The sequence below is a fragment of the Streptomyces sp. NBC_01546 genome, assembly GCF_045208355.1.
Lineage (GTDB): Bacteria > Actinomycetota > Actinomycetes > Streptomycetales > Streptomycetaceae > Streptomyces.
Window position 1 is genome coordinate 5,749,826 of sequence record NZ_CP109379.1, and the last position, 21,364, is coordinate 5,771,189.

The following is a 21,364-nucleotide window of genomic DNA, read 5'->3' on the forward strand; positions in this document are numbered from 1 at the left end:
CATGCATGCCCCCGCTGGTCGTCCCTGGACCGGCAGGGTAAGACGACGGCGCCCCTGCCCGGAGTGGTTTCCGGACAAGGGCGCCGTACGTGTGACTGCCGTCCTGCGGCGAGAGCCTTACAGGCCGAGCTCGACCTCGAACTCGCCGGCTTCCAGGATGGCCTTGACGGCCGAGAGGTACCGGGCCGCGTCCGCGCCGTCCACCAGGCGGTGGTCGTAGGACAGGGTCAGGTACGTCATGTCGCGGATGCCGATGTTGGTGCCCTCGGCGGTCTCGATGACCACCGGGCGCTTCACCGTGGCACCGATGCCCAGGATGGCGACCTGGTTCGGCGGCACGATGACCGTGTCGAACAGGGCACCGCGCGAGCCGGTGTTGCTGATGGTGAAGGTCGCGCCCGACAGCTCGTCCGGCGTGATCTTGTTGCCGCGGACCTTGGCGGCCAGGTCGGCGGTCGCCTTGGAGATGCCCGCCAGGTTGAGGTCACCGGCACCCTTGATGACCGGGGTCATCAGGCCCTTCTCGGAGTCGACGGCGATGCCGATGTTCTCCGAGTCGAAGTAGGTGATGGTGCCCTCGTCCTCGTTGATCCGGGCGTTGACGACCGCGTGGGCCTTCAGCGCCTGGGCAGCGGCCTTGACGAAGAACGGCATCGGCGAGAGCTTGACGCCCTCGCGGGCCAGGAACGCGCCCTTGGCCTTCTCGCGCAGCTTCATGATCTTGGTGATGTCCACCTCGACCACGGAGCTGAGCTGCGCCTGCGAGTGCAGGGCCTTCATCATGTTGTCGCCGATGACCTTGCGCATGCGGGTCATCTTGACGGTCTGACCGCGCAGCTCGGACACCGCGGCGGCCGGGGCCTTCGCGGCCGGAGCGGCGGCCGGAGCCGGGGCAGCGGCGGCGGCCTTGGCGGCCTCGGCGGCGGCCAGGACGTCCTGCTTGCGGATACGGCCACCGACGCCGGTGCCCGTGACCGTGTTCAGGTTGACGCCGGACTCCGTGGCGAGCTTGCGCACCAGCGGGGTCACGTACGCGCCCTCGTCACCGGCCGAAACCGGGGCGGCGGGAGCGGCGGGGGCGACCGGAGCCGGAGCGGCCACCGGGGCCGGGGCGGCAACCGGAGCCGGAGCGGCAACCGGAGCCGGAGCGGCAACGGGGGCCGGAGCGGCGGCCGGAGCCGGGGCCGGAGCAGCCGGAGCGGCCACGACCGGAGCCGGGGCGGCGACCGGAGCGGCAGCCTGGACCGGAGCCGGGGCGGCAGCGGCCGGGGCGGCGGCGGGAGCCGCACCGGCGACGCCGATGACGGCCAGACGGGCGCCGACCTCGGCGGTCTCGTCCTCGCCGACCAGGATCTCCAGCAGCGTGCCGGAGACCGGCGCCGGGATCTCGGTGTCGACCTTGTCCGTGGAGACCTCGAGCAGCGGCTCGTCGGCCTCGACGGACTCGCCGACCTGCTTCAGCCAGCGGGTGACGGTGCCCTCGGTGACGGACTCGCCCAGGGCGGGGAGCACGACATCGGTGCCGGACGCGGCCGGGGCGGCGGCGGCGGGGGCCTCGGCGACCGGGGCCGCAGCCGGAGCCGCGGGGGCCTCGGCGACGGGAGCCGGAGCGGCGGCGACCGGCTCGGCGGCCGGAGCCGCGGCCGCGGCAGGCGCGCCGGAGCCGTCGTCGATGACGGCCAGCTCGGCGCCGACCTCGACGGTCTCGTCCTCGGCGACCTTGATGGAGGCCAGGATGCCGGAGACGGGCGAGGGGATCTCGGTGTCGACCTTGTCGGTCGACACTTCGAGAAGCGGCTCGTCGGCCTCGACGCGCTCGCCCTCGGCCTTCAGCCAGCGGGTGACAGTGCCCTCGGACACGCTCTCTCCGAGCGCCGGAAGGGTTACGGAAACCGACATGGTTTCAGTTGCTCCTAACGAATGTGCGGAAGTGGTCGTCGCGCCCGTGACGATTAGTCGTGGGAGTGAAGCGGCTTGCCGGCGAGGGCCAGGTGGGCCTCGCCCATCGCTTCGTTCTGGGTCGGGTGCGCGTGGATGAGCTGCGCGACCTCGGCCGGCAGAGCCTCCCAGTTGTAGATCAGCTGGGCCTCGCCGACCTGCTCGCCCATCCGGTCACCGACCATGTGGACGCCGACCACGGCACCGTCCTTGACCTGGACGAGCTTGATCTCGCCCGCGGTCTTGAGGATCTTGCTCTTGCCGTTGCCCGCGAGGTTGTACTTCAGGGCCACGACCTTGTCCGCGCCGTAGATCTCCTTGGCCTTGGCCTCGGTGATGCCGACGGACGCGACCTCGGGGTGGCAGTAGGTGACGCGCGGGACACCGTCGTAGTCGATCGGGACGGTCTTGAGACCGGCCAGACGCTCCGCGACCAGGATGCCCTCGGCGAAGCCGACGTGCGCGAGCTGGAGGGTCGGGACGAGGTCACCGACGGCCGAGATGGTCGGCACGTTGGTCTGCATGTACTCGTCGACCAGGACGTAGCCGCGGTCCATCGCGACGCCCTGCTCCTCGTAGCCCAGGCCCTGCGAGACCGGCCCGCGGCCGATGGCGACCAGCAGCACCTCGGCCTCGAAGGTCTTGCCGTCGGCCAGCGTCACGCGGACGCCGGTCTCGGTGTACTCGGCCTTGTCGAAGAAGGTGCCGAGGTTGAACTTGATGCCCCGCTTGCGGAACGCGCGCTCCAGCAGCTTCGAGCTGTTCTCGTCCTCGACCGGGACGAGGTGCTTGAGGCCCTCGACGACGGTCACGTCGGTGCCGAAGGACTTCCACGCCGAGGCGAACTCGACGCCGATGACGCCGCCGCCCAGGACGATCGCGGACTGGGGCACGCGGTCCAGGACCAGCGCGTGGTCCGAGGAGATGATGCGGTTGCCGTCGATGTTCAGGCCCGGCAGCGACTTCGGCACGGAGCCGGTCGCCAGGAGCACGTGGCGCCCCTGGATGCGCTGGCCGTTCACGTCGACGGAAGTCGGCGAGGAGAGGCGGCCCTCACCCTCGATGTAGGTCACCTTGCGAGAGGCGACCAGGCCCTGCAGGCCCTTGTACAGGCCCGAGATGACCTCGTCCTTGTACTTGTGGACACCCGCGATGTCGATGCCCTCGAAGGAGGTCTTGACACCGAACTGGGCGGCTTCACGAGCCTGGTCCGCGATCTCGCCCGCGTGCAGCAGAGCCTTCGTGGGGATGCAGCCGTTGTGCAGGCAGGTGCCACCGAGCTTGTTCTTCTCGATAAGGGCAACGTCCAGACCCAGCTGGGATGCGCGCAGCGCCGCGGCGTAACCGCCACTGCCACCGCCGAGGATCACTAGGTCGAAAACGGTGCTGGCGTCGTTCGCCACGTCACGTCCTCCATGCATGTGCGCCGGGCACCGGTCCTCTGTGACCGGGCGGCGGCTGGTAATCGGCCGCTAGTTCTTCGGCCCTGTGGTGGGGGCCCTGTCCTGCCGAGAACCCATCTTCGCATTTGTCGGCGGAACGCGGGACGCCGGGCCCACGATGTGGCAGGGCGTTCTGCCCGAAGTGAGGGTTACCAGTGCGTAGAAACCTACGGATTTCGTTGTCAGTGAACATGGCTCAAGCCTTGATCGAGTGGACGATCAAGGCTTGAGACATGTCACATCCGGCGCTACGGGGCTACGTCAGCCCAGGTCGCCGGTGGCGGTGCGCTCGGCCAGCCGCACCAGGGTGCGCACGGCGGAGCCGGTGCCGCCCTTGGGGGTGTAGCCGTACGGAGCGCCCTCGTGGAAGGCCGGGCCCGCGATGTCGAGGTGGGCCCAGGTGATGCCCTCGCCGACGAACTCCTTCAGGAAGATGCCGGCCACCAGGCCGCCGCCCATGCGCTCGCCCATGTTCGCGATGTCGGCGGTGGGGGAGTCGATGGACTTGCGCAGCTCGGCGGGGAGCGGCATCGGCCACGAGGACTCGCCGACCTCCTCGGCGATCTCGTGGACCGAAGTACGGAAGGCGTCGTCGTTCGACATGATGGCGAAGGTGCGGTTGCCCAGGGCCACCATCATCGCGCCGGTCAGGGTGGCGACGTCGACGATCGCGTCCGGGTTCTCCTCGGAGGCCCGGGTCAGCGCGTCACCGAGGACCAGGCGGCCCTCGGCGTCCGTGTTGAGGACCTCGACGGTCTTGCCGCTGTACATGCGCAGGACGTCGCCCGGCTTGGTGGCGGTGCCGGAGGGCATGTTCTCGGCGAGCGCGAGCCAGCCGGTGACGTTGACCTGCAGGCCCAGCTTCGCGGCCGAGACGACGGCGGCGAAGACGGCGGCGGCGCCGGCCATGTCGCACTTCATCGTCTCGTTGTGGCCGGCCGGCTTGAGGGAGATGCCGCCCGAGTCGTAGGTGATGCCCTTGCCGACGAAGGCCAGGGTCTTCTCCGCCTTGGGGTGGGTGTAGGAGAGCTTCACCAGGCGCGGCGGGTTGTCGGAGCCCTTGCCGACGCCCATGATGCCGCCGTAGCCGCCCTTGATCAGGGCCTTCTCGTCCAGGATCTGGACCTTGATGCCGTTCTCCTTCGCGGTCGCGGAGGCGACGGCGGCGAAGGCCTCGGGGGTGAGGTCGTTCGGCGGGGTGTTGACGAGGTCGCGGGCGATGTTGACCTCGGTCGCGACGACCGTGGCGCGCTCGGCCGCGGCCTTGTGCTCCTTGTCGCGCGGCTTGGCGCCGAGCAGGGCGATCTCGCCGAGCGGCAGCTTGGGGCCGCCGTTCTTGTCGGCGTTCTTGGCGGTCTTCGTCTCGCCGCCCTGGTAGGCGGTGAAGGCGTACGCGCCCAGCAGCGCGCCCTCGGCGACGGCGGTGACGGCGGAGGCGTCGTCCAGGGGAAGGGCGAAGGCGGCCTTCTTGAAGCCGTGCAGGGCGCGGGCGGCGGCGCCGGCGGCGCGGCGCAGCACCTCCTCGTCGAACGACTCGTCCTTCTCGGGGACGGAGCCGAGTCCGACCGCCAGCACGACCGGGACCTTCAGGCCCGCCGGGGCCGGCAGCTTGGTGATCTCGCTTTCGGTGCCCGAGGCGCCGACCGCGTCGAGCACGGCGGCGAGCTTACCGTCGTACGCCTTGTCCACGGCCTCGGCGCCCGCGGCGACGACCGGACCCTTGGGGCCCTTGGCGACACCGACGACGAGGGCGTCGGCGCGCAGCGTCGCCGCGCCGGCAGTGCTGAGAGTCAGAGCAGTCACGGTGGTGAAGTCTCGCTTCCGTTTGTGTGTGTGGGCCGAGTGGGTGGACGGCCATCCATGGCGATCGTATTCCGGCCCGACGGCTGCCAGAAATGAGCCTACGCGCACGGACTCTTCCGTACGTCACTCGAAGGTTTGGCAAGTTGTTCGATCAAGGGGCCAGGAGGTTCACCCATCTGTGGACTCTGCTCCAGGTTTGCCCCGTAGACCTGACGAGGTCCGAAAGACTCGGTCCACTCTCGCAAGGGGACGCGGGGTTCCTTTGCATGATTTCCACAGAGCCTCCCCGGCCCGGCCGACCGCCTAGGGCCGCGTCGAGGGATGCCTGCGGGGGGAAAGGCCGAAATGGTCAACAAGAACCGGATGAACAGGGTCGCCGCCGCCATGGCCGCGGCAGCCCTGGTGTCCGTGGCAGTACCCGCCGCGACCGCCCAGGCGGCCACGGCTCCGCGCATCGACCTGAAGGTGCTGGTCGTCGACGACGGCGGCAGCTCGGTCGAGGCGATCACCGCGGAACTCCGCGACACCGGAGTCCCGTACACCCGTGTCCAACTGGGCGGCAGCGGCCGCCCGGTCATCGACGCGGGCTTCCTCAGCGACACGGTGGACGGCCGTCCCCGTGCCAAGTACCAGGGCGTCGTCCTGCCGAACGAGAACCCCTTCGGCGAGGGCTCCGCGGAGATGGCCGCGCTCGCCGCGTACGAGACGACGTACGGGATCCGTCAGGTCGACGCCTACACCTGGGCCCACCCGGGGGTCGGCCTGGAGTACACCGACAACGGCGGCTTCAGCGGCCAGCTCGACGGCACCCAGGCCGCGGTCACCGCGGCCGGCAAGGCGGGGCCCTTCGGATACCTCGGAGGTCAAGTCGCCTTCGAGGACAACTCCGCCCTCGTTCCGGAGAGCTTCGGGTTCATGGGCAAGCCGCGGACCGGCTACACCAGCTACCTCGACGCCCCCGTCGGCTCCGGACGGGCCTCGCTCGTCGGCGAGTACGCCCACGACGGGCGCAGCGAGCTGGTCGTCACCTTCGGCTACAACCAGTACCAGCAGCAGTTCCGGCTGCTGGCCCGCGGCATCGTCGACTGGCTCACCCAGGGGGTCCACCTCGGCCAGAGCCGCAACTACTTCGCGGTCCACGTCGACGACGTCTTCGCCCCGGACGCCCGCTGGAACAAGGAGCTCAACTGCACGCCCGGCGACTACGCCTGCGCCGGCGGCGAGGGCAAGGAGAGCACCATCCGGATGACCGCCGCCGACGCCCAGTACGCGGCGCAGTGGCAGACGTCCAAGAGCTTCAAGCTCGACATGCTCTTCAACGCGGGCGCCGGTGAGGAGTGGAAGACCGAGAACGGCGGCACCGACGCCCTCACCGCCCAGCTCGTCGCCGACCGGGCCAAGTACCGCTGGATGAACCACACCTACACGCACCCCTTCCTCGGCTGCGTCCAGAACACCACCACCACCCCGTGGACCTGCGTCAAGAACGCCCAGGGCGCCGTCCAGTACATGAGCCGCGCGGACATCTCCGCGCAGATCCGCGACAACAACAACTGGGCCGCCGCCAAGGGCATCACCACCGACCGGACCGAGCTCGTCACCGGCGAGCACTCGGGCCTCAAGACCAACCCGCAGCAGCCCCAGGACAACCCCAACCTGGCCGGCGCGCTCGCCGACAACGGCGTGAAGTGGGCGGGCAGCGACAACTCCCGCGAACCCGTGCAGCGGGCGGTCGGCGCCGCCCTGACCGTGCCCCGCCACCCGATGAACGTGTACTACAACACGGGCACCAACGCGGAGATGGCCGACGAGTACAACTGGATCTACACCAGCCGCGCACACGGCGGCAGCGGCATCTGCGAGGACAACCCGGCGACCTCCACCTGTCTGCCGGCCCCGGTGGACGCCAACACCGGCTACCTGGACCAGATCGTCCCCCAGGAGGCCCGGACCGCGCTGCGCCACGTACTGGCCAACGACCCGCGCCCGCACTACGTCCACCAGTCCAACCTCGCCGAGGACCGCACCCTCTACCCGGTGCTCAACCAGGTCCTCGACACCTACCGGAGCCTCTACGCGCCCAGCGCCCCGATCGTCAACCAGACCATGAAGGAGGCCGGCGTAGAGCTCGGCCGCCGCGCCGCCTGGGACAAGGCCCTCGCCGAGGGCAAGGTCACCGCCTACCGCATCGGCACCGCCGTCACCGTCAAGGCGCCCTCCGGAGTCGTCGCCCCGGTCACCGCCCCCAACGGCACCAAGAAGCAACTCCTCCTGGGCACCGCCGACTTCGGCACTGCCTACGCGGGCACCCGCTCCACCTGGACCGGACCCGAGCTGCTCCAGAGCGTCGTCACGCTCAAGCTGCCCAGCTGACCGTACGGGCAGACCGCAAGCCGAGTATCACGAGCGCCGGCGCTCCGCGAACCTACGGGCGCCGGCCCCTTTCACGTCCTGGGGGGACACACCGCATGAGCCATGGGCGTCATGTCACCATGCTCACCGAAGGCACCTACCCGCACGTCCACGGGGGCGTCAGCACCTGGTGCGACCAACTGGTCCGCGGCATGCCGGAGGTCGACTTCAACGTCATAGCCCTGACCGGCTCCGGGCGCGAGCCGGTCACCTGGGAACTTCCGCGCAACGTCTACCGGCACACCTCCGTACCGCTCTGGGGGGCTCCTCCCGGACGAGGCCGCCGGAGCGCCCTGCGGGGCAAGGCACACCGCCGCTTCACCGAGGTCTACGAAACCTTCCTGCTCTCCCTGCTCGACCCCGGCCACGGAGGATTCTCCGCGGCCCTGCGCGAACTGGCCCTCCTGGCCCGCGCCGGCCGGCTCGCCCCGGCCCTGCGCTCCGAGTCCGTGCTCCGCCTGCTGATGACCGTGTGGACCCGCCCCGGCCTGACCACCGCCGCCGCCGAGCCCACCATCCACGACGCGCTCACCGCCACCGACCTGGTGGAACACGCGCTGCGCCCGCTCTGCGTGCGGATCCCGCCCGACAGCGTCGCGCACGCCGTCAGCAGCGGCCTCGCCACCCTCCCGGCCCTCGCCGCCAAGTACCTCGACGAGGTGCCCTTCCTCCTCACCGAGCACGGCATCTACCTGCGCGAGCGCTACCTCGGCTACCGCTCGGCCGCCCAGCGCTGGCCCGTCAAAGCCCTCATGCTCGGCTTCTACCGCGAGCTCAACACCGAGGGGTACCGGCAGGCCGACCTGATCACCCCGTGCAACCAGTACAACCGCCGCTGGGAGGAGCGCGGAGGCGCCGCCTCCGACCGCATCCGCACCGTCTACAACGGCGTCGACCCGCACGCTTTCCCCGAGGCCGGCCCGGAGCCCGAGGTGCCCACCCTCAGCTGGTGCGGCCGCATCGACCCCATCAAGGACCTCGAAACCCTCATCCGCGCCTACGCCTTCATGCGCGAGGAACTGCCCGCCCTGCGGCTGCGCCTCTTCGGCCCCGTTCCGGCCGGCTGCGAGGATTACCGGCTCCGCCTGGAGAAACTCGCCGCCGAACTGGGCGTGACCGACGGGATCTCGTACGAGGGCCGCATCGAGCAGGTCGCCCGGGCCTATGCGGCCGGCAGCATCGTGATGCTCTCCTCCATCAGCGAGGGCTTCCCCTTCAGCATCATCGAGGCCATGTCCTGCGGCCGCACCACCGTCTCCACCGACGTCGGCGGGGTCCGCGAGGCCGTCGGCGACACCGGCCTCGTCGTCCCGCCGCGCGAGCCCGAGACCATGGCCCGCGCCACCCTCGCCCTGCTCCGCGACGACGAACGCCGCGCGGAGCTGGGCCGGGCGGCCCGCAAACGGGTGGTGGAGAAGTTCACGCTCCACCAGTCCGTGGACGGCTTCCGGCACATCTACAAAGAACTCGCCGGCCAGCCCGTCCTGCCCGTCCGCGAAGGCGACGACTGGACCCAGCGGCTCGCCGACCCCTGGTACCGCGAGCTCGCGGCCGACGGGAGCCTGTGGTGAGCGGATCCCTCTGGCTCAAGCCGCCCGGCGCCGCCGCCGACACCCTCCTGGCTGTCCCCCGGCCGCGCGCGGAAGGGCCGGCGGCCGCCGACCCGATGGACGAACTGGCCGAGCGCCTCCACCCGTTCATCGCCGCCGCCGTCCACCCCGACGAGATCGCCGCCGTCCTCGAATCCGACGGCATGACGGACGAGTACATCCGGCTCACCTACGGCCGCCACGACTCCTTCGCACTCGCCGAGGAGCTCTACACCCGGGTGCCGCGCTCCTTCCCGGAGCCCGCGGACACCCCCGACCCCTGGAAGGTCTCCCTCACCGCCTGCCTCCTGCGCGGGGTGATCTTCGCCCTGCCCGGGCTCGCCTACGTCCTCGGCGCGCCCCTGCTCGACGGCCCGCCCGACCGGCTCGGCCTGCCCGCCGGAACCCTGACCCTGCTCGCCGGAGCGCTCATAGGGTGGGTCTGGGACCAGACCCTCTCCCACCGGGCCTACTCCTGGCTCGGGCTCGGCGACCGGGCCGCCGCCGGGCGGACCCTGCTCGCCGGCGCCCCCGCCGGGTCCCTGCTGGGCACCGCCGCCGCGCTGGCCGTGCCCGGCGGGCCGCCCTTCTCGTACGCCTTCGCCGCCGGACAGTCCCTTTACGTCGGGGCCGCCACCGTCCTGCTCGTCCTCGGCCGGGAGCGGGTGCTGCTCGCCGCCCTCGGCCCGATGGCCGCCGGGGCCGTGCTCGCGCTCTTCGTGGACCTGCCCGTGCCGGTACGGATGACCCTGCTCGGGGCGTCCCTGCTGACCGCCTGCACCCTGGCCGTACGGGAACTCCCGCTGGCCGAGGGCGCCCGGGCCGCCGCCGCCCGGGTCCGGGGCTGGTGGGTACGCCGGCCCGGAACCGGCCCGGTGCGCTGGCGGATGCTGCGCGGCGCGGAGGAGGAGTACGGGCCGCGCGGCCCCCGGCTGGGGGACTCCGTCCCGTACGGGGTCTTCGGCCTCGGCACCGGCCTGCTCGTGCTGTACGCCGCCCTCGGAGAGGTGCTCGCCGGGGGTCCCGCCGAGGCGGTCGCCGCCCCGTCGGCGGTGGCGCTCACCCTCAGCATGGGTCCCGCCGAATGGCTGCTGCACCGGTTCCGCAGCGGCAGCCTCGCCGGGCTCCGGGCGGCCCGCTCGCCCCGGTCCTTCCGGCGGCGGATGCTCAGCACGCTGGCCCGGTGCCTCGCCGTCTACCTGGTGGTGCTGCTCGCCCTGGGGCTGGCCGGAACCCTGCTCTGGCCCGGGGCCCCGGCCCTCACCGCGGCCCGCGCCCTGACCCTGCTCCTGCTCGGCGCCGTCATGTGGACCGGACTGCTGCTCCAGTCCTTCGGCGCGGTCCGGCCGGCGGCCGTGGTCTGCGCCTCGGCCGCCGTCGCCCAGAGCCTGGCCCTGCTGACCGGACTGGGGCAGCCCCGGCTGGTCCAGCTGGCGGTGGCGGGCGCGGCCGCCGCGGTGCTGGCCGCGCTGGTCTGCCTGCTGCTGGGGCGTGCGACGGCGCACCGCTGATGCCCCGACCGCCGAGTCACCGCCGATCCCCGTGACCCCGTACGAGAAGGACCCCATGCTGCTGGTGCCGCTCTACGAGCACCCCGCCGACCGGCCCGAGGAGTGGGAGCTGCTGATCCGCTCCGCCGGGCGGCTGCACTCCGTCGTGCTCAACCCCGACAGCGGGCCGGGCCGGGCCCCCGACGAACGGTTCGCCGCCGTCGCCGGGCGGCTGCGGGCGGCCGGGGTGCCCGTCCTCGGCTACGTCGACACCGACTACGGGCGGCGCCCGCACGCGGACGTCGTCCAGGACCTGCTGCGCCACCGCGACTGGTACGCCACCGACGGCGCCTTCCTGGACCAGGCCTCCGCCGATCCGGAACTGCTGCCCCACTACGGGCGGCTCGCCGTCGCCGCCCGGGCCTCGGGCGCCCGTACCCTCGTCCTGAACCACGGCGTCCACCCGCACCCCGGGTACGCCGGACTCGCCGATCTGCTCGTCACCTTCGAGGGCCCCTGGGACGCCTACCGGGACGCGGCCACCGCGCCGCCCTGGACCGCCGACCACCCCGCCCAGCGGTTCTGCCACCTCGTGTACGCCGTCCCGCCGGGCGCCCCCGCCGCCGAACTCGCCCAGGAGCGGCGGGCGGGGGTGCACTGCGCGGTCCCCGGGACCGGCGCACACCCGTGGGGGACCCTCCCGTACGCCCTGGAGGCAGCCGGATGAAGCGTTTCGCCACCGTGCTGGTCGCGGCGCTGCTGCTGCTCACCGCCTGCACCACCGCGGAGCCGGGGGACGACGGCGAGGACGAGCCGTACCCGTGGCCCGGCCAGGCGCCGGGGGAGCGCTGGCGGCCCCCGCCCGGCGTCGGCTGGCAGTGGCAGCTCACCGGGAAGCTCGACACGTCGGTGAAGGCGCCCGTGTACGACGTGGACGGGTTCACCACCACCAAGGAGCAGGTCGCCGCACTGAAGAAGGCCGGCCGCAAGACCATCTGCTACATCTCCACCGGCGCCTGGGAGGACTTCCGGCCCGACGCGGACGCCTTCCCGAAGGCGACGATCGGCCAGGGCAACGGCTGGGAGGGCGAGCGCTGGCTGGACATCCGGCAGCTGACCGAGCTGGAACCGCTGATCGCCAAACGGTTCGACATGTGCCGGGACAAGGGCTTCGACGCGGTGGAGCCCGACAACATGGACGGCTACCGCAACACCTCCGGCTTCCCGCTCACCGCCGAGGACCAGCTGAGCTACAACCGGCTGATCGCGAAGCTGGCCCACGACCGGGGCCTGGCGGTCGGTCTGAAGAACGACCTCGACCAGATCCCGCAGCTGGTCGGCGAGTTCGACTTCGCGGTCAACGAGCAGTGCGTCCAGTACCGGGAGTGCGAGAAGCTGACCCCCTTCATCGAAGCGGGCAAGGCCGTCTTCCACGTGGAGTACGAACTGCCGGCGGGCCGCTTCTGCGAACGCGCGCGCGAGCTGAAGCTGAGCTCCCTGCAGAAGCGCTACGACCTCGACGCCTGGCGCCGCCCCTGCTGACCCTCAGACCGGCAGGATCGCGTGGACCCGGTAGCCGCCCCCGTACCGGGGACCGGCGAAGCAGGACCCGCCCAGCGCGCCGGTGCGCTCGCGCATGCCCAGCAGTCCGTGGCCCCCGCCGGGCTCGGCGTCGGACGCCTCCGTGCCGCCGTCGTCGAGCACCGTCACCTCCACCGAGGGACCCACCCGCACCACGCTGACCTCGGCCCGGGCCCCCGGACCCGCGTGCTTGCGCACGTTGGTCAGCGCCTCCTGGACCACCCGGTACGCCGCCAGGTCCACCGCGGCCGGCAGCGGCCCCGGCTCGGGCCCCAGCTGGACGATCACCTCCACCGGCAGCCCGGCGTGCCGGAAGGTGTCCACCAGCTCGTCCAGGACGGCCAGCCCGGGCGCGGGCTCGGTCGGCGCCTCGGGGTCACCGGACTGCCGCAGCAGCCCGACCGTGGCCCGCAGTTCGTTCAGCGCCGACCGGCTGGCGTCCCGTACGTGGGCCAGGGCCTCCTTGGCCTGGTCCGGCCGCTTGTCCATGACGTGCGCCGCCACCCCGGCCTGCACGTTGACCAGGGCGATGTGGTGGGCCACCACGTCGTGCAGGTCCCGGGCGATCCGCAGCCGTTCCTCGGCGACCCGGCGCCGCGCCTCCTCGTCCCGGGTCCGCTCGGCGCGCTCGGCCCGCTCCCGGATGGCGTCGATGAAGGCCCGCCTGCTGCGCACGGCGTCCCCGGCGGCGGCGGCCATCCCGGTCCAGGCGAAGATCCCGATGTTCTCCTGCGCGTACCAGGGCAGCGGCCCGGCGAGCATGGCCACGCCCGTCAGACCGGCCATGGTGAGCAGCCCGATCCGCCAGGTCGTGGGCCGGTCGGTGCACGCGGCCACCGTGTACAGGGCGATCACCGTGCACATGGCGACGGGTGCCCGCGGCTCCCCGGTGGTCAGCTCAAGCAGCGAGAGCCCGCAGGTCACGGCGAGCACCGCGCGCGGCCGGCGGCGCCGGAACACCAGGACGGCCGCGCCGAGCAGCATCAGCAGCAGCGAGAAGGGATCGGGATTGCGCGTCCCGAAGGTGGGCCCGTGCGGCCCGTGCGGATCGGCGAAGGACCCGAGAACCATGCAGACGAGTGCCCCGAACGCGAGCACGGCATCGGTGGCGAGCGGGTGGGCCCGCATCCACTGCCGGGTGGGCGCGAACCGCCCGAGGTCTGTCGTCACCCCGATACGGTACGGCCTGCTCCGCCCGGCTCATCCGGTCGCCTCCGGTGGCCTCAGTGCGGCCGGGTGTCCAGCGGCGGCGGGCGCCCGCCCAGCGGTGCCCGGGAGCGCTCCGGCCCCCACTTCGCCCGGACCACGCACACGGCCATCACGGCGGCGATGGCCGCCAGGTGCTCCTTGCCCGCGAGGTTGTTCTTGACCAGCACCTCGCCGATCATCACGAGGACCACCACGGCGCCGGTGAGGTACGCCCGGTACCGCCAGCAGACGTAGATGGCGAGGCCGACCACCGCCGCCGAGGGCCCGGTGTCGTTGACGATCCGGTCGGACACCGGCAGGCCCAGGGGGTGGTCCGGGCCCAGCGAGAGCCCGATCCGCGCGTACGTGGTCCCGGCGAGCGTGGCCACGTAGCCGATCACCAGCGTGCGCCACCAGCCGATGCAGATCTCCGAGATCCCGAAGACGAGCAGGATCTGCGCGAGCGCCCCCCACACCGGCAGGTCGAGGGCGGGCACGAACAGCGACAGGGGGGTCCGCAGCAGGGCCAGCCAGAGCGGGTCGACGGCCTTGACCGACCCGAGGTTCTGGACCGGCTGGAAGCCCCAGGAGGTGTTCTGCACGATCTGGAAGACCGAGGTCAGGCAGACCGCGCCGATGGTCATCGGGATCGCGCGCCACTTGTCGCGGGCGAGCGCGCCCCGGACGGTCCAGAACAGGGGACCCCACTCGCGGCGGGCGAACCGCCGGAGTGCGGGGGCGTTCCACGCTGTCAACGGCGGGTCTCCAGGTGTCTGCGGTGCAGCCACTTCGGCAGGCCGGGGGCTTCCAGGAAGCCTTCGGCCCGGCCCGCCGCGATACCGATCCGCAACAGGTCCGAACTCTTCTCGAAGAGCATGAACCGCGGTTCCCAGATCGGCCGGTATTTGGCGTTGGCCCGGTAGAGGGACTCGATCTGCCACCAGCGGGAGAAGAAGCTGAGCAGGGAACGCCACATCCGCAGCACCGGACCCGCGCCGAGCCGGGACCCGCGCTCGAAGACGGACCGGAACATCGCGAAGTTCAGCGAGACCTGGGTGACCCCGATCTCCTTGGAGCGTTCGAGGAGTTCGATGACCATGAACTCCATCAGGCCGTTTTCGGAGTCCCGGTCACGGCGCATCAGGTCGAGCGACAGGCCCTTGGGCCCCCACGGCACGAAGGACAGCACGGCCCGCAGATCGCCGTTGCCGTCGGTGCACTCCAGCATCACGCACTGGCCGTCGCCGGGGTCGCCCAGTCGGCCCAGTGCCATCGAGAAGCCGCGCTCGGTCGCGCCGTCGCGCCAGTCGTCGGCCCGCTTGACCAGCTCGTCCATCTCCTCGGCGGGGATGTCGGCGTGGCGGCGGATCCGTACGGTGTACCCGGCCCGCTTGACGCGGTTGTACGCCTGCCGGACGGTCCGCATGGCGCGGCCCTCCAGGGTGAACTCGGCGGTCTCCACGATCGCCTCGTCGCCGAGCTCCAGCGCGTCCAGGCCGTGCCGCGCGTAGATCTGCCCGGCCTCCTCGCTCGCGCCCATCACGGCCGGCACCCAGCCGTGCTCACGGGCCTCGGCCAGCCACGGGTCGATGGCCCCGGGCCAGGCCTCGGGGTCGCCGATCGGGTCGCCGGAGGCCAGCGAGACCCCGCCGACGACGCGGTAGGTGACGGCGGCCTTGCCGGTGGGGGACCAGATGACGGACTTTTCGCGGCGCAGCGCGAAGTAGCCGAGCGAGTCGCGGTCGCCCTGCCGGGCGAGCAGCGCCCGCAGCCGTTCCTCGTCGTCCTCGGAGAGCGGGTCGACGGCGCGGCGCGAGCGGAAGGCCGCGAACAGCACGGCGAGCAGCAGCAGCATCGACATCACGTTGACGAAGACGTCCACCCAGCCGGGGGTGTCGATCGTGCTGAAGGCCTTGGCGTCCGGGTCCAGGGTGATCAGCCGCATCGCCCCGTACCGCCAGCGGGTCAGGAAGGTGGCCCCGGCGCTGTCCGCGGCGTTGTTGGTGGCGCCGACGAGCATGGCCGCGACCAGCGATGTGACGAGCAGGCCGACGGTGGCGACGACGGTGGCGAGGGCGGGGTTGGAGCGGTCGCCCTTGGCGTAGAACTCCCGGCGGCCCAGCAGCAGGGCGATGACGAAAGCGGCGGTCAGGCCCAGCGAGACCCAGTTCTGCGGGTGTTCGCGGAACTCCGGGTAGCAGGTGTCGGGGGCCCATGAGCAGGGCACGAAGGCTGCGCGGGCGAAGTCGAGCAGCAGCATCCCGCCGAGGACGAGGTTCAGGATCCAGGCGGCCCGCTTGCGGCGGCCCATGGTGACCGCCAGCAGCAGGCAGAAGAGCCCGGAGGCGAAGCCGGCCGTGAGCAGGTACGGGGTGTAGAAGTCCGCGTCGTTGTGTCTGCGCAGATCCTGCCCGAGCGAAACCCAGACCGCGCTGAGGAAGTTGACGAAGGTGACGGCCCGTAGGTACCAGACCGCGAACGCGGCGCCGCGCCGTGAACGGGTGCTCCCCCGGCCCGTCTCCCGGCCGTCCCCCGCCGCCCTGCCGGCGGGATCGCCGCCGGTCTCTTTCCTGCCGGATGCCGGTCCGGGCACCGTTCGGGTGCCGCGGTCGGTCTCTGCGCTGGTCAAACGGACCTCTCCCATAAAAAGCGATCTTATGGGGCGTTGCCGTTCATAGTGGCTGGGTCCGGGGATCGCGGGCTGGTCAGGACCGCGGGCCCCGGCAGCTCACTCCGCCGGCTCCTGCGCCGCCTGTTCCGGGAGTTCCGCCGCGAGTGCGGCGGCCGCCTGGACCAGGGGGAGGGCCAGCAATGCCCCGGTACCTTCGCCCACTGTGACGCCGTGGTCGAGCACAGGGTTGAGTGCCATCCGGTCCAGGGCCTTCGCCTGGCCGGGTTCGCCGCTCGCCTGACCGGCCAGCCACCAGTCGGGGGCGCGGAACGCGGCCCGCTGGGCCACCAGACCGCAGGCCGCCGAGACGACGCCGTCGAGGATGACCGGCGTACGGCGCACCGCGCACTGGAGCAGGAAACCGGTGATGGCGGCCAGGTCGGCCCCGCCCACCGCGGCGAGCAGCGCGACCTGGTCGCCGAGGACCGGCCGGGCCCGGCGCAGCGCGTCGCGGATCGCCGCGCACTTGCGCATCCACGCCAGGTCGTCGATGGGCAGGCCGCCGCGGCCGGTGACCACCGAGGCATCGGTTCCGCACAGGGCGCCGACGAGGGTGGCGGCCGCGGTGGTCCCGCCGACGCTGAGGTCTCCGAGGACGACCAGGTCCGTACCGGAGTCGGCCTCCTCGTCGGCGATCCGGATGCCGAGCTCCAGGGCGGCGAGGGCCTCCTCGACGGTGAGCGCGTCCTCCTTGTCGATCCGGCCGCTGCCGCGCCGCACGCGGTGGCGGACCACGTCCTCGGGGAGCAGTCCGGGGTCGCAGTCGAGCCCGGCGTCGACGATCCGCACGGTGGCGCCGAGCCGGCCGGCCAGGATGGCGACGGGGCTGGCCCCGTCCAGCACGGCCCGCACCAGCTCGTGGGCGGTGGAGGCGGCCCGGGCGGAGACGCCCTCGGAGGCGATCCCGTGGTCGGCGGCGAACAGCACCACGCGGGGGCGCTCGATCGGCCTGACCGGCACCTGGCCCTGCGCGGCGGCGAGCCACTCGGCGAGTTCGTCGAGCCGGCCCAGCGCGCCGGGCGGCACGGCGAGGCGTTCACGGCGTTCCTCGGCGTCACGCCGGACGCCCCCGTCGGGGCGCTCGATCAGATCGGAGAAGTCGTCGAGATTCAGCGTGCTCATCTGCCAGAGCGTACAGCCGGTGAGGCCCTCCCCAAGCCCCCTCTCCAAGCCCCTCAACCAGTCCCTCGACCAGCCCCCGTACGGCCCCCGCCCGACCGTCGGCGGCCCGGCCGCAGGGCGCCGAGATGGACGCCCAGCATGATGAGCGGCGCGCCCAGCAGCAGACCCGCCGTCAGCTCCTCGTCGTCGAGCCAGGCCGAGAGCGTGATCGTGACCAGCGGGATGACGACGAAGACGTACGCCGCGCGGGACGCGCCCCAGTGACGCACCGCCACCAGATAGAAGACGAAGGTCAGTACCGAGCCCGCCACGACCATGTAGGCCAGCGCCCACCAGGTCGCCGTCCGCTCCGGCAGCCGCCAGGTGTCGCCCGCGGCGAAGGAACCGGCGAGCAGCACGGCCGTCGCGGCCGTCATGCCCACCGCGTTCATCGTCACCGGGTGGACCGGCGGCAGGCGGTGCACGAGTACGGTCGCCTCGGCGAAGGACACCACGGCGCCCAGCACCGCCAGCAGGGACAGCACCGGAACATCGCCCTCCAACGGTGCCCGGGAGGCCAGCGCGACCCCGGCGGCCGCGACGAGCGTGCCCGCCAGCGCGGATCCCCGGAAGCGTTCCTGACGCTGCGCCACCGCCAGCAGCAGCGCCACCAGCGGGACCAGGGCGAGCAGCGTCTGCCCCAGACCCGCGTGGATGTGCACCAGCGCGTAGTAGGCCAGCGCGAAGGTCACCCCGAAGTTGAGCACCCCGTACAGCACCGCGCCGGCCAGCGCCCGCCCGCGCGGCAGCGCGAGACGCATGACGGCCATCACCAGCAGGAGCAGCACCGCGGCCGCGCCGAACCGCACCGAAGCACCCCACAGCGGGTCCAGTTCGCGATTGCTGAACCTGACCCCCACCGCGTTGCCGCCGCCCAGCAGAGCGCACCCGGCGAAGGCGAGGAGGCCGGTCCGCTCCGCGGCGGGGCCGGAGGGTTCCACGGGATCACCCGACCTATTCCTTGAGGACGACGGCCTGGCCCGAGACGACGAGGAGGACGTGCTCGCACTCGTTGGCCACCGCGGTGTTGAGGCGGCCCAGCTCGTCGCGGAACCGGCGGCCCGAGGCCGTCGCCGGGACGATCCCCGACCCCACCTCGTTGCTGACCAGCACCACCCGGCGACGGGTCGCGCGCAGCGCCGCCACCAGCTCGGCGACCCGGTCGCGCAGCTGGTGCTGTCCGCCCTTGACCCACACCTCGTCGTCCCAGGCCCCGGCCCGGTCCATCGCGTCCGTCAGCCACAGCGCCAGACAGTCGATCAGCAGCGGCGGACCCGCGTCGGTGAGCAGCGGGGCCAGGTCGCAGGTCTCCGCCGTGCGCCAGCTCGCGGGCCGCCGCTCCCGGTGCAGCCCGACCCGCTGGGCCCATTCCGCGTCCCCGTCCCGGCTGCCGCCGGTGGCCACGTAGACCACGTCGGGGAAGGCCTCCAGCCGCCGCTCCGCCTCGAAGGACTTGCCGGAGCGGGCCCCGCCCAGCACCAGGGTCCGGCGCGGCAGGTCCGCCGCCGGACGGTACTCCCCGACGGTCACGGTGGTCCCGTCCGGCACCGCCCGGGCGCCGACGGCCGCGCACCGGCGCTCCAGCTCCCGCCCGGGCGCGGTGTCGTGGTCGAGGTGGACGGCGATCACGTCCGTGGCCGGGCCGACCGCGCCGCTCGCCCGCAGCCGGGCGAGGGCCTCGGGCCGCCCCAGCACATCGGCGAGGACCACGTCGTACGGGCGCTGCCCCGTCTGGCCGTTGGTCCCCGCCGGGGCTCCGCCGGGCGGCAGGTACAGCAGCCGGCTGCCGTCCGGGCCCGTCACCTCGTACCCGGTGCCCGGCGCGTCCATCGGCACCGCCCGCACCCGGTGCCCCGAGATCACCGACAGTTCCCGTCCGTCCGGCACCCGCCCGGCGGCCGGCAGTCCCGGTGGCAGCTCCACGGCGGGCCCGTCGTGCGGGTGGGTCAGCAGGACCTGCCGTACGCCGGCCAGCGAATGCCCGGCGCGGGCGCCCGCCAGCACCGCCCCGGGGGTCAGGTCGAGCAGCAGCGCGCCGTCGACGAGGACGGCCGTGGCGGCGCGCGCCCGGGTGCCGACGGAGACCGCGCAGGCCGCACAGGGGCAGCCGGGGCGGGGGAGGCCCTCGGGTGTGCCGGTGCCGAGCAGAGTGAGTTCCACAGGGAGATCCTCCCGCGTCGCCGGGAGTGGTGCGCGCCCGGTTACTCTGCGGGCAGACTCAAGGCGAGCAGCGGACGAGCAACGGAGGCGGACATGGCGTGGACGTGGCGGTTCGAGACGGCCGAAGGCACCGAGACGAGCCCGGCGGTGGAACCGGAGGAGTTCACGACGCAGGGGGACGCGGAGTCCTGGATCGGTGAGGTCTGGAAGGAGCTGCTGGAGGGCGGCGTCGAGCAGGTGAAACTGTCCGACGACGGCGGTACCGAGCTCTACACGATGAGCCTGCGTTCGGCCCTGGACGCCTGAACCAGGCCCGGGGGCTGGCCGGCCTCGCCGGTCAGCCCCGTACGCCGCACAGGTGCAGCAGCGCCGCGACGCCCCGGTAGGGGTCGGTTCGCCCGGCGCGGTCCTCGGCGGCCAGCAGCTGCTCCAGCTCCTCCTCGGGCGGCAGGCTCTCGCCGGCCTCGGTGCCGTCGGTGAAGACGCGGACGCCGTACCAGGCCTGGAGCGGGGCTCCGATCCCGTTCAGCGTGGCCGTCAGCCCGGCCAGCCGGTCGGCCCGTACGTCCATGCCCAGCCGGTTGCGGTAGTCGACGCCGTCGAAGGCGGCCAGCGCGCCGGTCCAGTCACTGCCCAGCCCGGGCCGCATGGCGAGCGCGTCGCCGTTGCGCACCAGCAGGGACAGCAGTCCGCCGGGCGCCAGCATCCGGGCCAGCCCGGCGAGCATGGCGTCCGGCTCGGGCACGTACATCAGCACCCCGTGGCACAGCACCACGTCGAAGCTGCCCGGCAGGAAGTGGGCGCCGGTCTCGCGGCCGTCGCCCTCCATGAGCCGGACCCGGTCGCGGATCCCGGCGGGTTCCGCCTCCAGCGCCTCGCGGGCGACGGCCAGCATCCCCGGGTCCTTCTCCAGGCCGGTCACCTTGTGCCCGGCGCGGGCGAGGCGCAGCGCCTGGGTGCCCTGGCCCATGCCGACATCGAGAACGCGCAGCCGCTGCCCGACCGGGAAGCGCTGCGCGATCTGCTCGTCGACCTGCCGGCCCACGAGTTCCTGGCGGACCGCGTTGCGCAGTCCGCCCAGTCCCTCGAGCCACAGCCGGGCTCCCCCCGGACCTCCCCAGGCGAAACCGTCCCCCGACGCTCCGGGCGTCTCTCGGCTCAGGGCCGTTCCCCGCGCTTGACCTGCGGCTTGGGCAGGCGCAGCCGGCGCATCTGGAGGGTGCGCATGAGGCCGTACGCGACGGCGCCGCGACGGGGCTCGTTCGGGAAGCGCTCATTGAGCGCCTTGCGGAGGCGCAGCACCAGGCCGATGGAGTCGAGGAGGATCAGGGCGATCACGCCCATCCACAGGATCAGCGCGATGTTCTGGATGGATGGCACCCGCACCATGCTCAGCACCAGGATGATCACTGCCAGGGGCAGGAACATCTCGGCGACCGAGAAGCGGGAGTCCACGTAGTCACGGACGAACTTGCGGACGGGGCCCTTGTCGCGGGCGGGCAGATAACGCTCGTCGCCACTGGCCAGCGCCTCGCGCTGCTTTGCCATCTCTACACGGCGGCGCTCACGGGCACGCTTGGCGTCCTCCTTGCGGTTGCCGGTCGAGGCCACCACGGCCTTGCGCTGCGACTGGGCCACAGCACGCTTCGGCGTCGGGCGGCCCTTCGGGGCCTGCGGGTCACGGGGCTGCGAGAGGTCGGCGCTCACCTTGTCGGTGGCGGCGGCCTTCTCTTCCTTGGAGGAGCGGCTACCAAACACAAAACCCAAGCCTACGTGGTTACGGGCATGGGCCCCACCCCGGTGGGGAACGATCCGGCAACGGCGGGCGTCTTCCCCAGTGCAGGGTTCGTGCGACGGCCCGCTCTCCGGCCGGTCCGTACCGGTCGGGGGACCACCTACTCCTTACGCCTGACACGGCGGGGACGTAGT

The 21,364-nt window shown here is 72.5% G+C and carries 17 protein-coding genes; 6 read left to right on the forward strand and 11 right to left on the reverse strand.

The window, feature by feature from the left end:
* Window positions 1-117: 117 nt before the first annotated feature.
* The 3 genes from sucB to OHA89_RS26315 form a co-directional block, all read right to left on the reverse strand.
* Window positions 118-1,899, reverse strand: a complete 1,782-nt coding sequence (gene sucB / locus OHA89_RS26305; protein WP_406367270.1) for a 2-oxoglutarate dehydrogenase, E2 component, dihydrolipoamide succinyltransferase — start codon at window positions 1,897-1,899, stop codon at window positions 118-120.
* A gap of 53 nt (window positions 1,900-1,952) precedes the next feature.
* Window positions 1,953-3,341 carry a dihydrolipoyl dehydrogenase gene (gene lpdA / locus OHA89_RS26310; protein WP_266610090.1) on the reverse strand — a complete coding sequence of 463 codons (1,389 nt, stop codon included), beginning with the start codon at window positions 3,339-3,341 and terminating at the stop codon, window positions 1,953-1,955.
* A 300-nt stretch (window positions 3,342-3,641) separates the two neighbouring features.
* Window positions 3,642-5,183 carry a leucyl aminopeptidase gene (locus OHA89_RS26315; protein ID WP_266610092.1) on the reverse strand — a complete coding sequence of 514 codons (1,542 nt, stop codon included), beginning with the start codon at window positions 5,181-5,183 and terminating at the stop codon, window positions 3,642-3,644.
* A 345-nt stretch (window positions 5,184-5,528) separates the two neighbouring features.
* Between OHA89_RS26315 and OHA89_RS26320 the strand changes: the two genes are divergently transcribed.
* The 5 genes from OHA89_RS26320 to OHA89_RS26340 all read left to right on the forward strand — a co-directional run bounded on the left by OHA89_RS26320 (window position 5,529) and on the right by OHA89_RS26340 (window position 12,216).
* Complete coding sequence (locus OHA89_RS26320; RefSeq protein WP_406367271.1) at window positions 5,529-7,556, forward strand: hypothetical protein; 2,028 nt, start codon at window positions 5,529-5,531, stop codon at window positions 7,554-7,556.
* Between the two features lie 95 nt (window positions 7,557-7,651).
* Window positions 7,652-9,166 carry a GT4 family glycosyltransferase PelF gene (gene pelF / locus OHA89_RS26325; protein WP_266610096.1) on the forward strand — a complete coding sequence of 505 codons (1,515 nt, stop codon included), beginning with the start codon at window positions 7,652-7,654 and terminating at the stop codon, window positions 9,164-9,166.
* Complete coding sequence (locus tag OHA89_RS26330; protein WP_266610098.1) at window positions 9,163-10,695, forward strand: hypothetical protein; 1,533 nt, start codon at window positions 9,163-9,165, stop codon at window positions 10,693-10,695. Before pelF ends, OHA89_RS26330 begins: the two co-directional genes overlap by 4 nt.
* A gap of 55 nt (window positions 10,696-10,750) precedes the next feature.
* Complete coding sequence (locus tag OHA89_RS26335; RefSeq protein ID WP_257559466.1) at window positions 10,751-11,401, forward strand: spherulation-specific family 4 protein; 651 nt, start codon at window positions 10,751-10,753, stop codon at window positions 11,399-11,401.
* On the forward strand, window positions 11,398-12,216 hold the full coding sequence (locus tag OHA89_RS26340) for an endo alpha-1,4 polygalactosaminidase (RefSeq protein ID WP_266610100.1): 819 nt from the start codon (window positions 11,398-11,400) through the stop codon (window positions 12,214-12,216). The genes OHA89_RS26335 and OHA89_RS26340 overlap by 4 nt, the downstream gene beginning before the upstream one ends.
* Before the next feature lie 3 nt (window positions 12,217-12,219).
* Here OHA89_RS26340 and OHA89_RS26345 read toward each other — a convergent pair whose 3' ends face one another.
* From OHA89_RS26345 to OHA89_RS26370, 6 genes are all read right to left on the reverse strand, one after another.
* On the reverse strand, window positions 12,220-13,383 hold the full coding sequence (locus OHA89_RS26345; RefSeq protein WP_257559467.1) for a sensor histidine kinase: 1,164 nt from the start codon (window positions 13,381-13,383) through the stop codon (window positions 12,220-12,222).
* Between the two features lie 95 nt (window positions 13,384-13,478).
* Window positions 13,479-14,198, reverse strand: coding sequence for a hypothetical protein (locus OHA89_RS26350; RefSeq protein ID WP_266610102.1), 720 nt, complete (start codon window positions 14,196-14,198; stop codon window positions 13,479-13,481).
* On the reverse strand, window positions 14,195-16,087 hold the full coding sequence (locus OHA89_RS26355; protein ID WP_266610104.1) for a phosphatidylglycerol lysyltransferase domain-containing protein: 1,893 nt from the start codon (window positions 16,085-16,087) through the stop codon (window positions 14,195-14,197). The genes OHA89_RS26350 and OHA89_RS26355 overlap by 4 nt, the downstream gene beginning before the upstream one ends.
* 84 nt (window positions 16,088-16,171) lie before the next feature.
* Window positions 16,172-17,236, reverse strand: coding sequence for a nicotinate-nucleotide--dimethylbenzimidazole phosphoribosyltransferase (gene cobT, locus OHA89_RS26360; RefSeq protein ID WP_215140617.1), 1,065 nt, complete (start codon window positions 17,234-17,236; stop codon window positions 16,172-16,174).
* Between the two features lie 53 nt (window positions 17,237-17,289).
* Entirely contained in the window at window positions 17,290-18,216 is a 927-nt protein-coding gene (locus OHA89_RS26365) for a DMT family transporter (RefSeq protein ID WP_266610106.1), read from the reverse strand.
* Between the two features lie 13 nt (window positions 18,217-18,229).
* A complete protein-coding gene (locus OHA89_RS26370; RefSeq protein ID WP_406367274.1) occupies window positions 18,230-19,435 on the reverse strand; it encodes a bifunctional adenosylcobinamide kinase/adenosylcobinamide-phosphate guanylyltransferase in 1,206 nt (401 codons plus the stop codon).
* 93 nt (window positions 19,436-19,528) lie between these two features.
* Here OHA89_RS26370 and OHA89_RS26375 point away from each other — a divergent pair, with 93 nt between their 5' ends.
* The gene (locus OHA89_RS26375) at window positions 19,529-19,741 is read left to right on the forward strand and encodes a hypothetical protein (protein ID WP_215140614.1); all 213 of its coding nucleotides are present in this window, start codon (window positions 19,529-19,531) and stop codon (window positions 19,739-19,741) included.
* Between the two features lie 31 nt (window positions 19,742-19,772).
* Here OHA89_RS26375 and OHA89_RS26380 read toward each other — a convergent pair whose 3' ends face one another.
* Together OHA89_RS26380 and OHA89_RS26385 are read right to left on the reverse strand one after the other, a co-directional pair.
* The gene (locus OHA89_RS26380) at window positions 19,773-20,480 is read right to left on the reverse strand and encodes a bifunctional 2-polyprenyl-6-hydroxyphenol methylase/3-demethylubiquinol 3-O-methyltransferase UbiG (protein WP_257556654.1); all 708 of its coding nucleotides are present in this window, start codon (window positions 20,478-20,480) and stop codon (window positions 19,773-19,775) included.
* A 113-nt stretch (window positions 20,481-20,593) separates the two neighbouring features.
* The gene (locus OHA89_RS26385) at window positions 20,594-21,202 is read right to left on the reverse strand and encodes a DUF3043 domain-containing protein (protein WP_215140612.1); all 609 of its coding nucleotides are present in this window, start codon (window positions 21,200-21,202) and stop codon (window positions 20,594-20,596) included.
* Window positions 21,203-21,364: the final 162 nt, after the last annotated feature.

What these genes read in the sequence shown, in the direction of transcription:
- OHA89_RS26375 (WP_215140614.1), top strand. Translation starts at nt 19,529, where the DNA reads ATGGCGTGGACGTGGCGGTTCGAGACGGCCGAAGGCACCGAGACGAGC.
- OHA89_RS26340 (WP_266610100.1), top strand. Translation starts at nt 11,398, where the DNA reads ATGAAGCGTTTCGCCACCGTGCTGGTCGCGGCGCTGCTGCTGCTCACC.
- OHA89_RS26320 (WP_406367271.1), top strand. Translation starts at nt 5,529, where the DNA reads ATGGTCAACAAGAACCGGATGAACAGGGTCGCCGCCGCCATGGCCGCG.
- sucB (WP_406367270.1), bottom strand. Translation starts at nt 1,899, where the DNA reads ATGTCGGTTTCCGTAACCCTTCCGGCGCTCGGAGAGAGCGTGTCCGAG.
- OHA89_RS26345 (WP_257559467.1), bottom strand. Translation starts at nt 13,383, where the DNA reads ATGCGGGCCCACCCGCTCGCCACCGATGCCGTGCTCGCGTTCGGGGCA.
- OHA89_RS26355 (WP_266610104.1), bottom strand. Translation starts at nt 16,087, where the DNA reads ATGGGAGAGGTCCGTTTGACCAGCGCAGAGACCGACCGCGGCACCCGA.
- pelF (WP_266610096.1), top strand. Translation starts at nt 7,652, where the DNA reads ATGAGCCATGGGCGTCATGTCACCATGCTCACCGAAGGCACCTACCCG.
- OHA89_RS26335 (WP_257559466.1), top strand. Translation starts at nt 10,751, where the DNA reads ATGCTGCTGGTGCCGCTCTACGAGCACCCCGCCGACCGGCCCGAGGAG.
- cobT (WP_215140617.1), bottom strand. Translation starts at nt 17,236, where the DNA reads ATGAGCACGCTGAATCTCGACGACTTCTCCGATCTGATCGAGCGCCCC.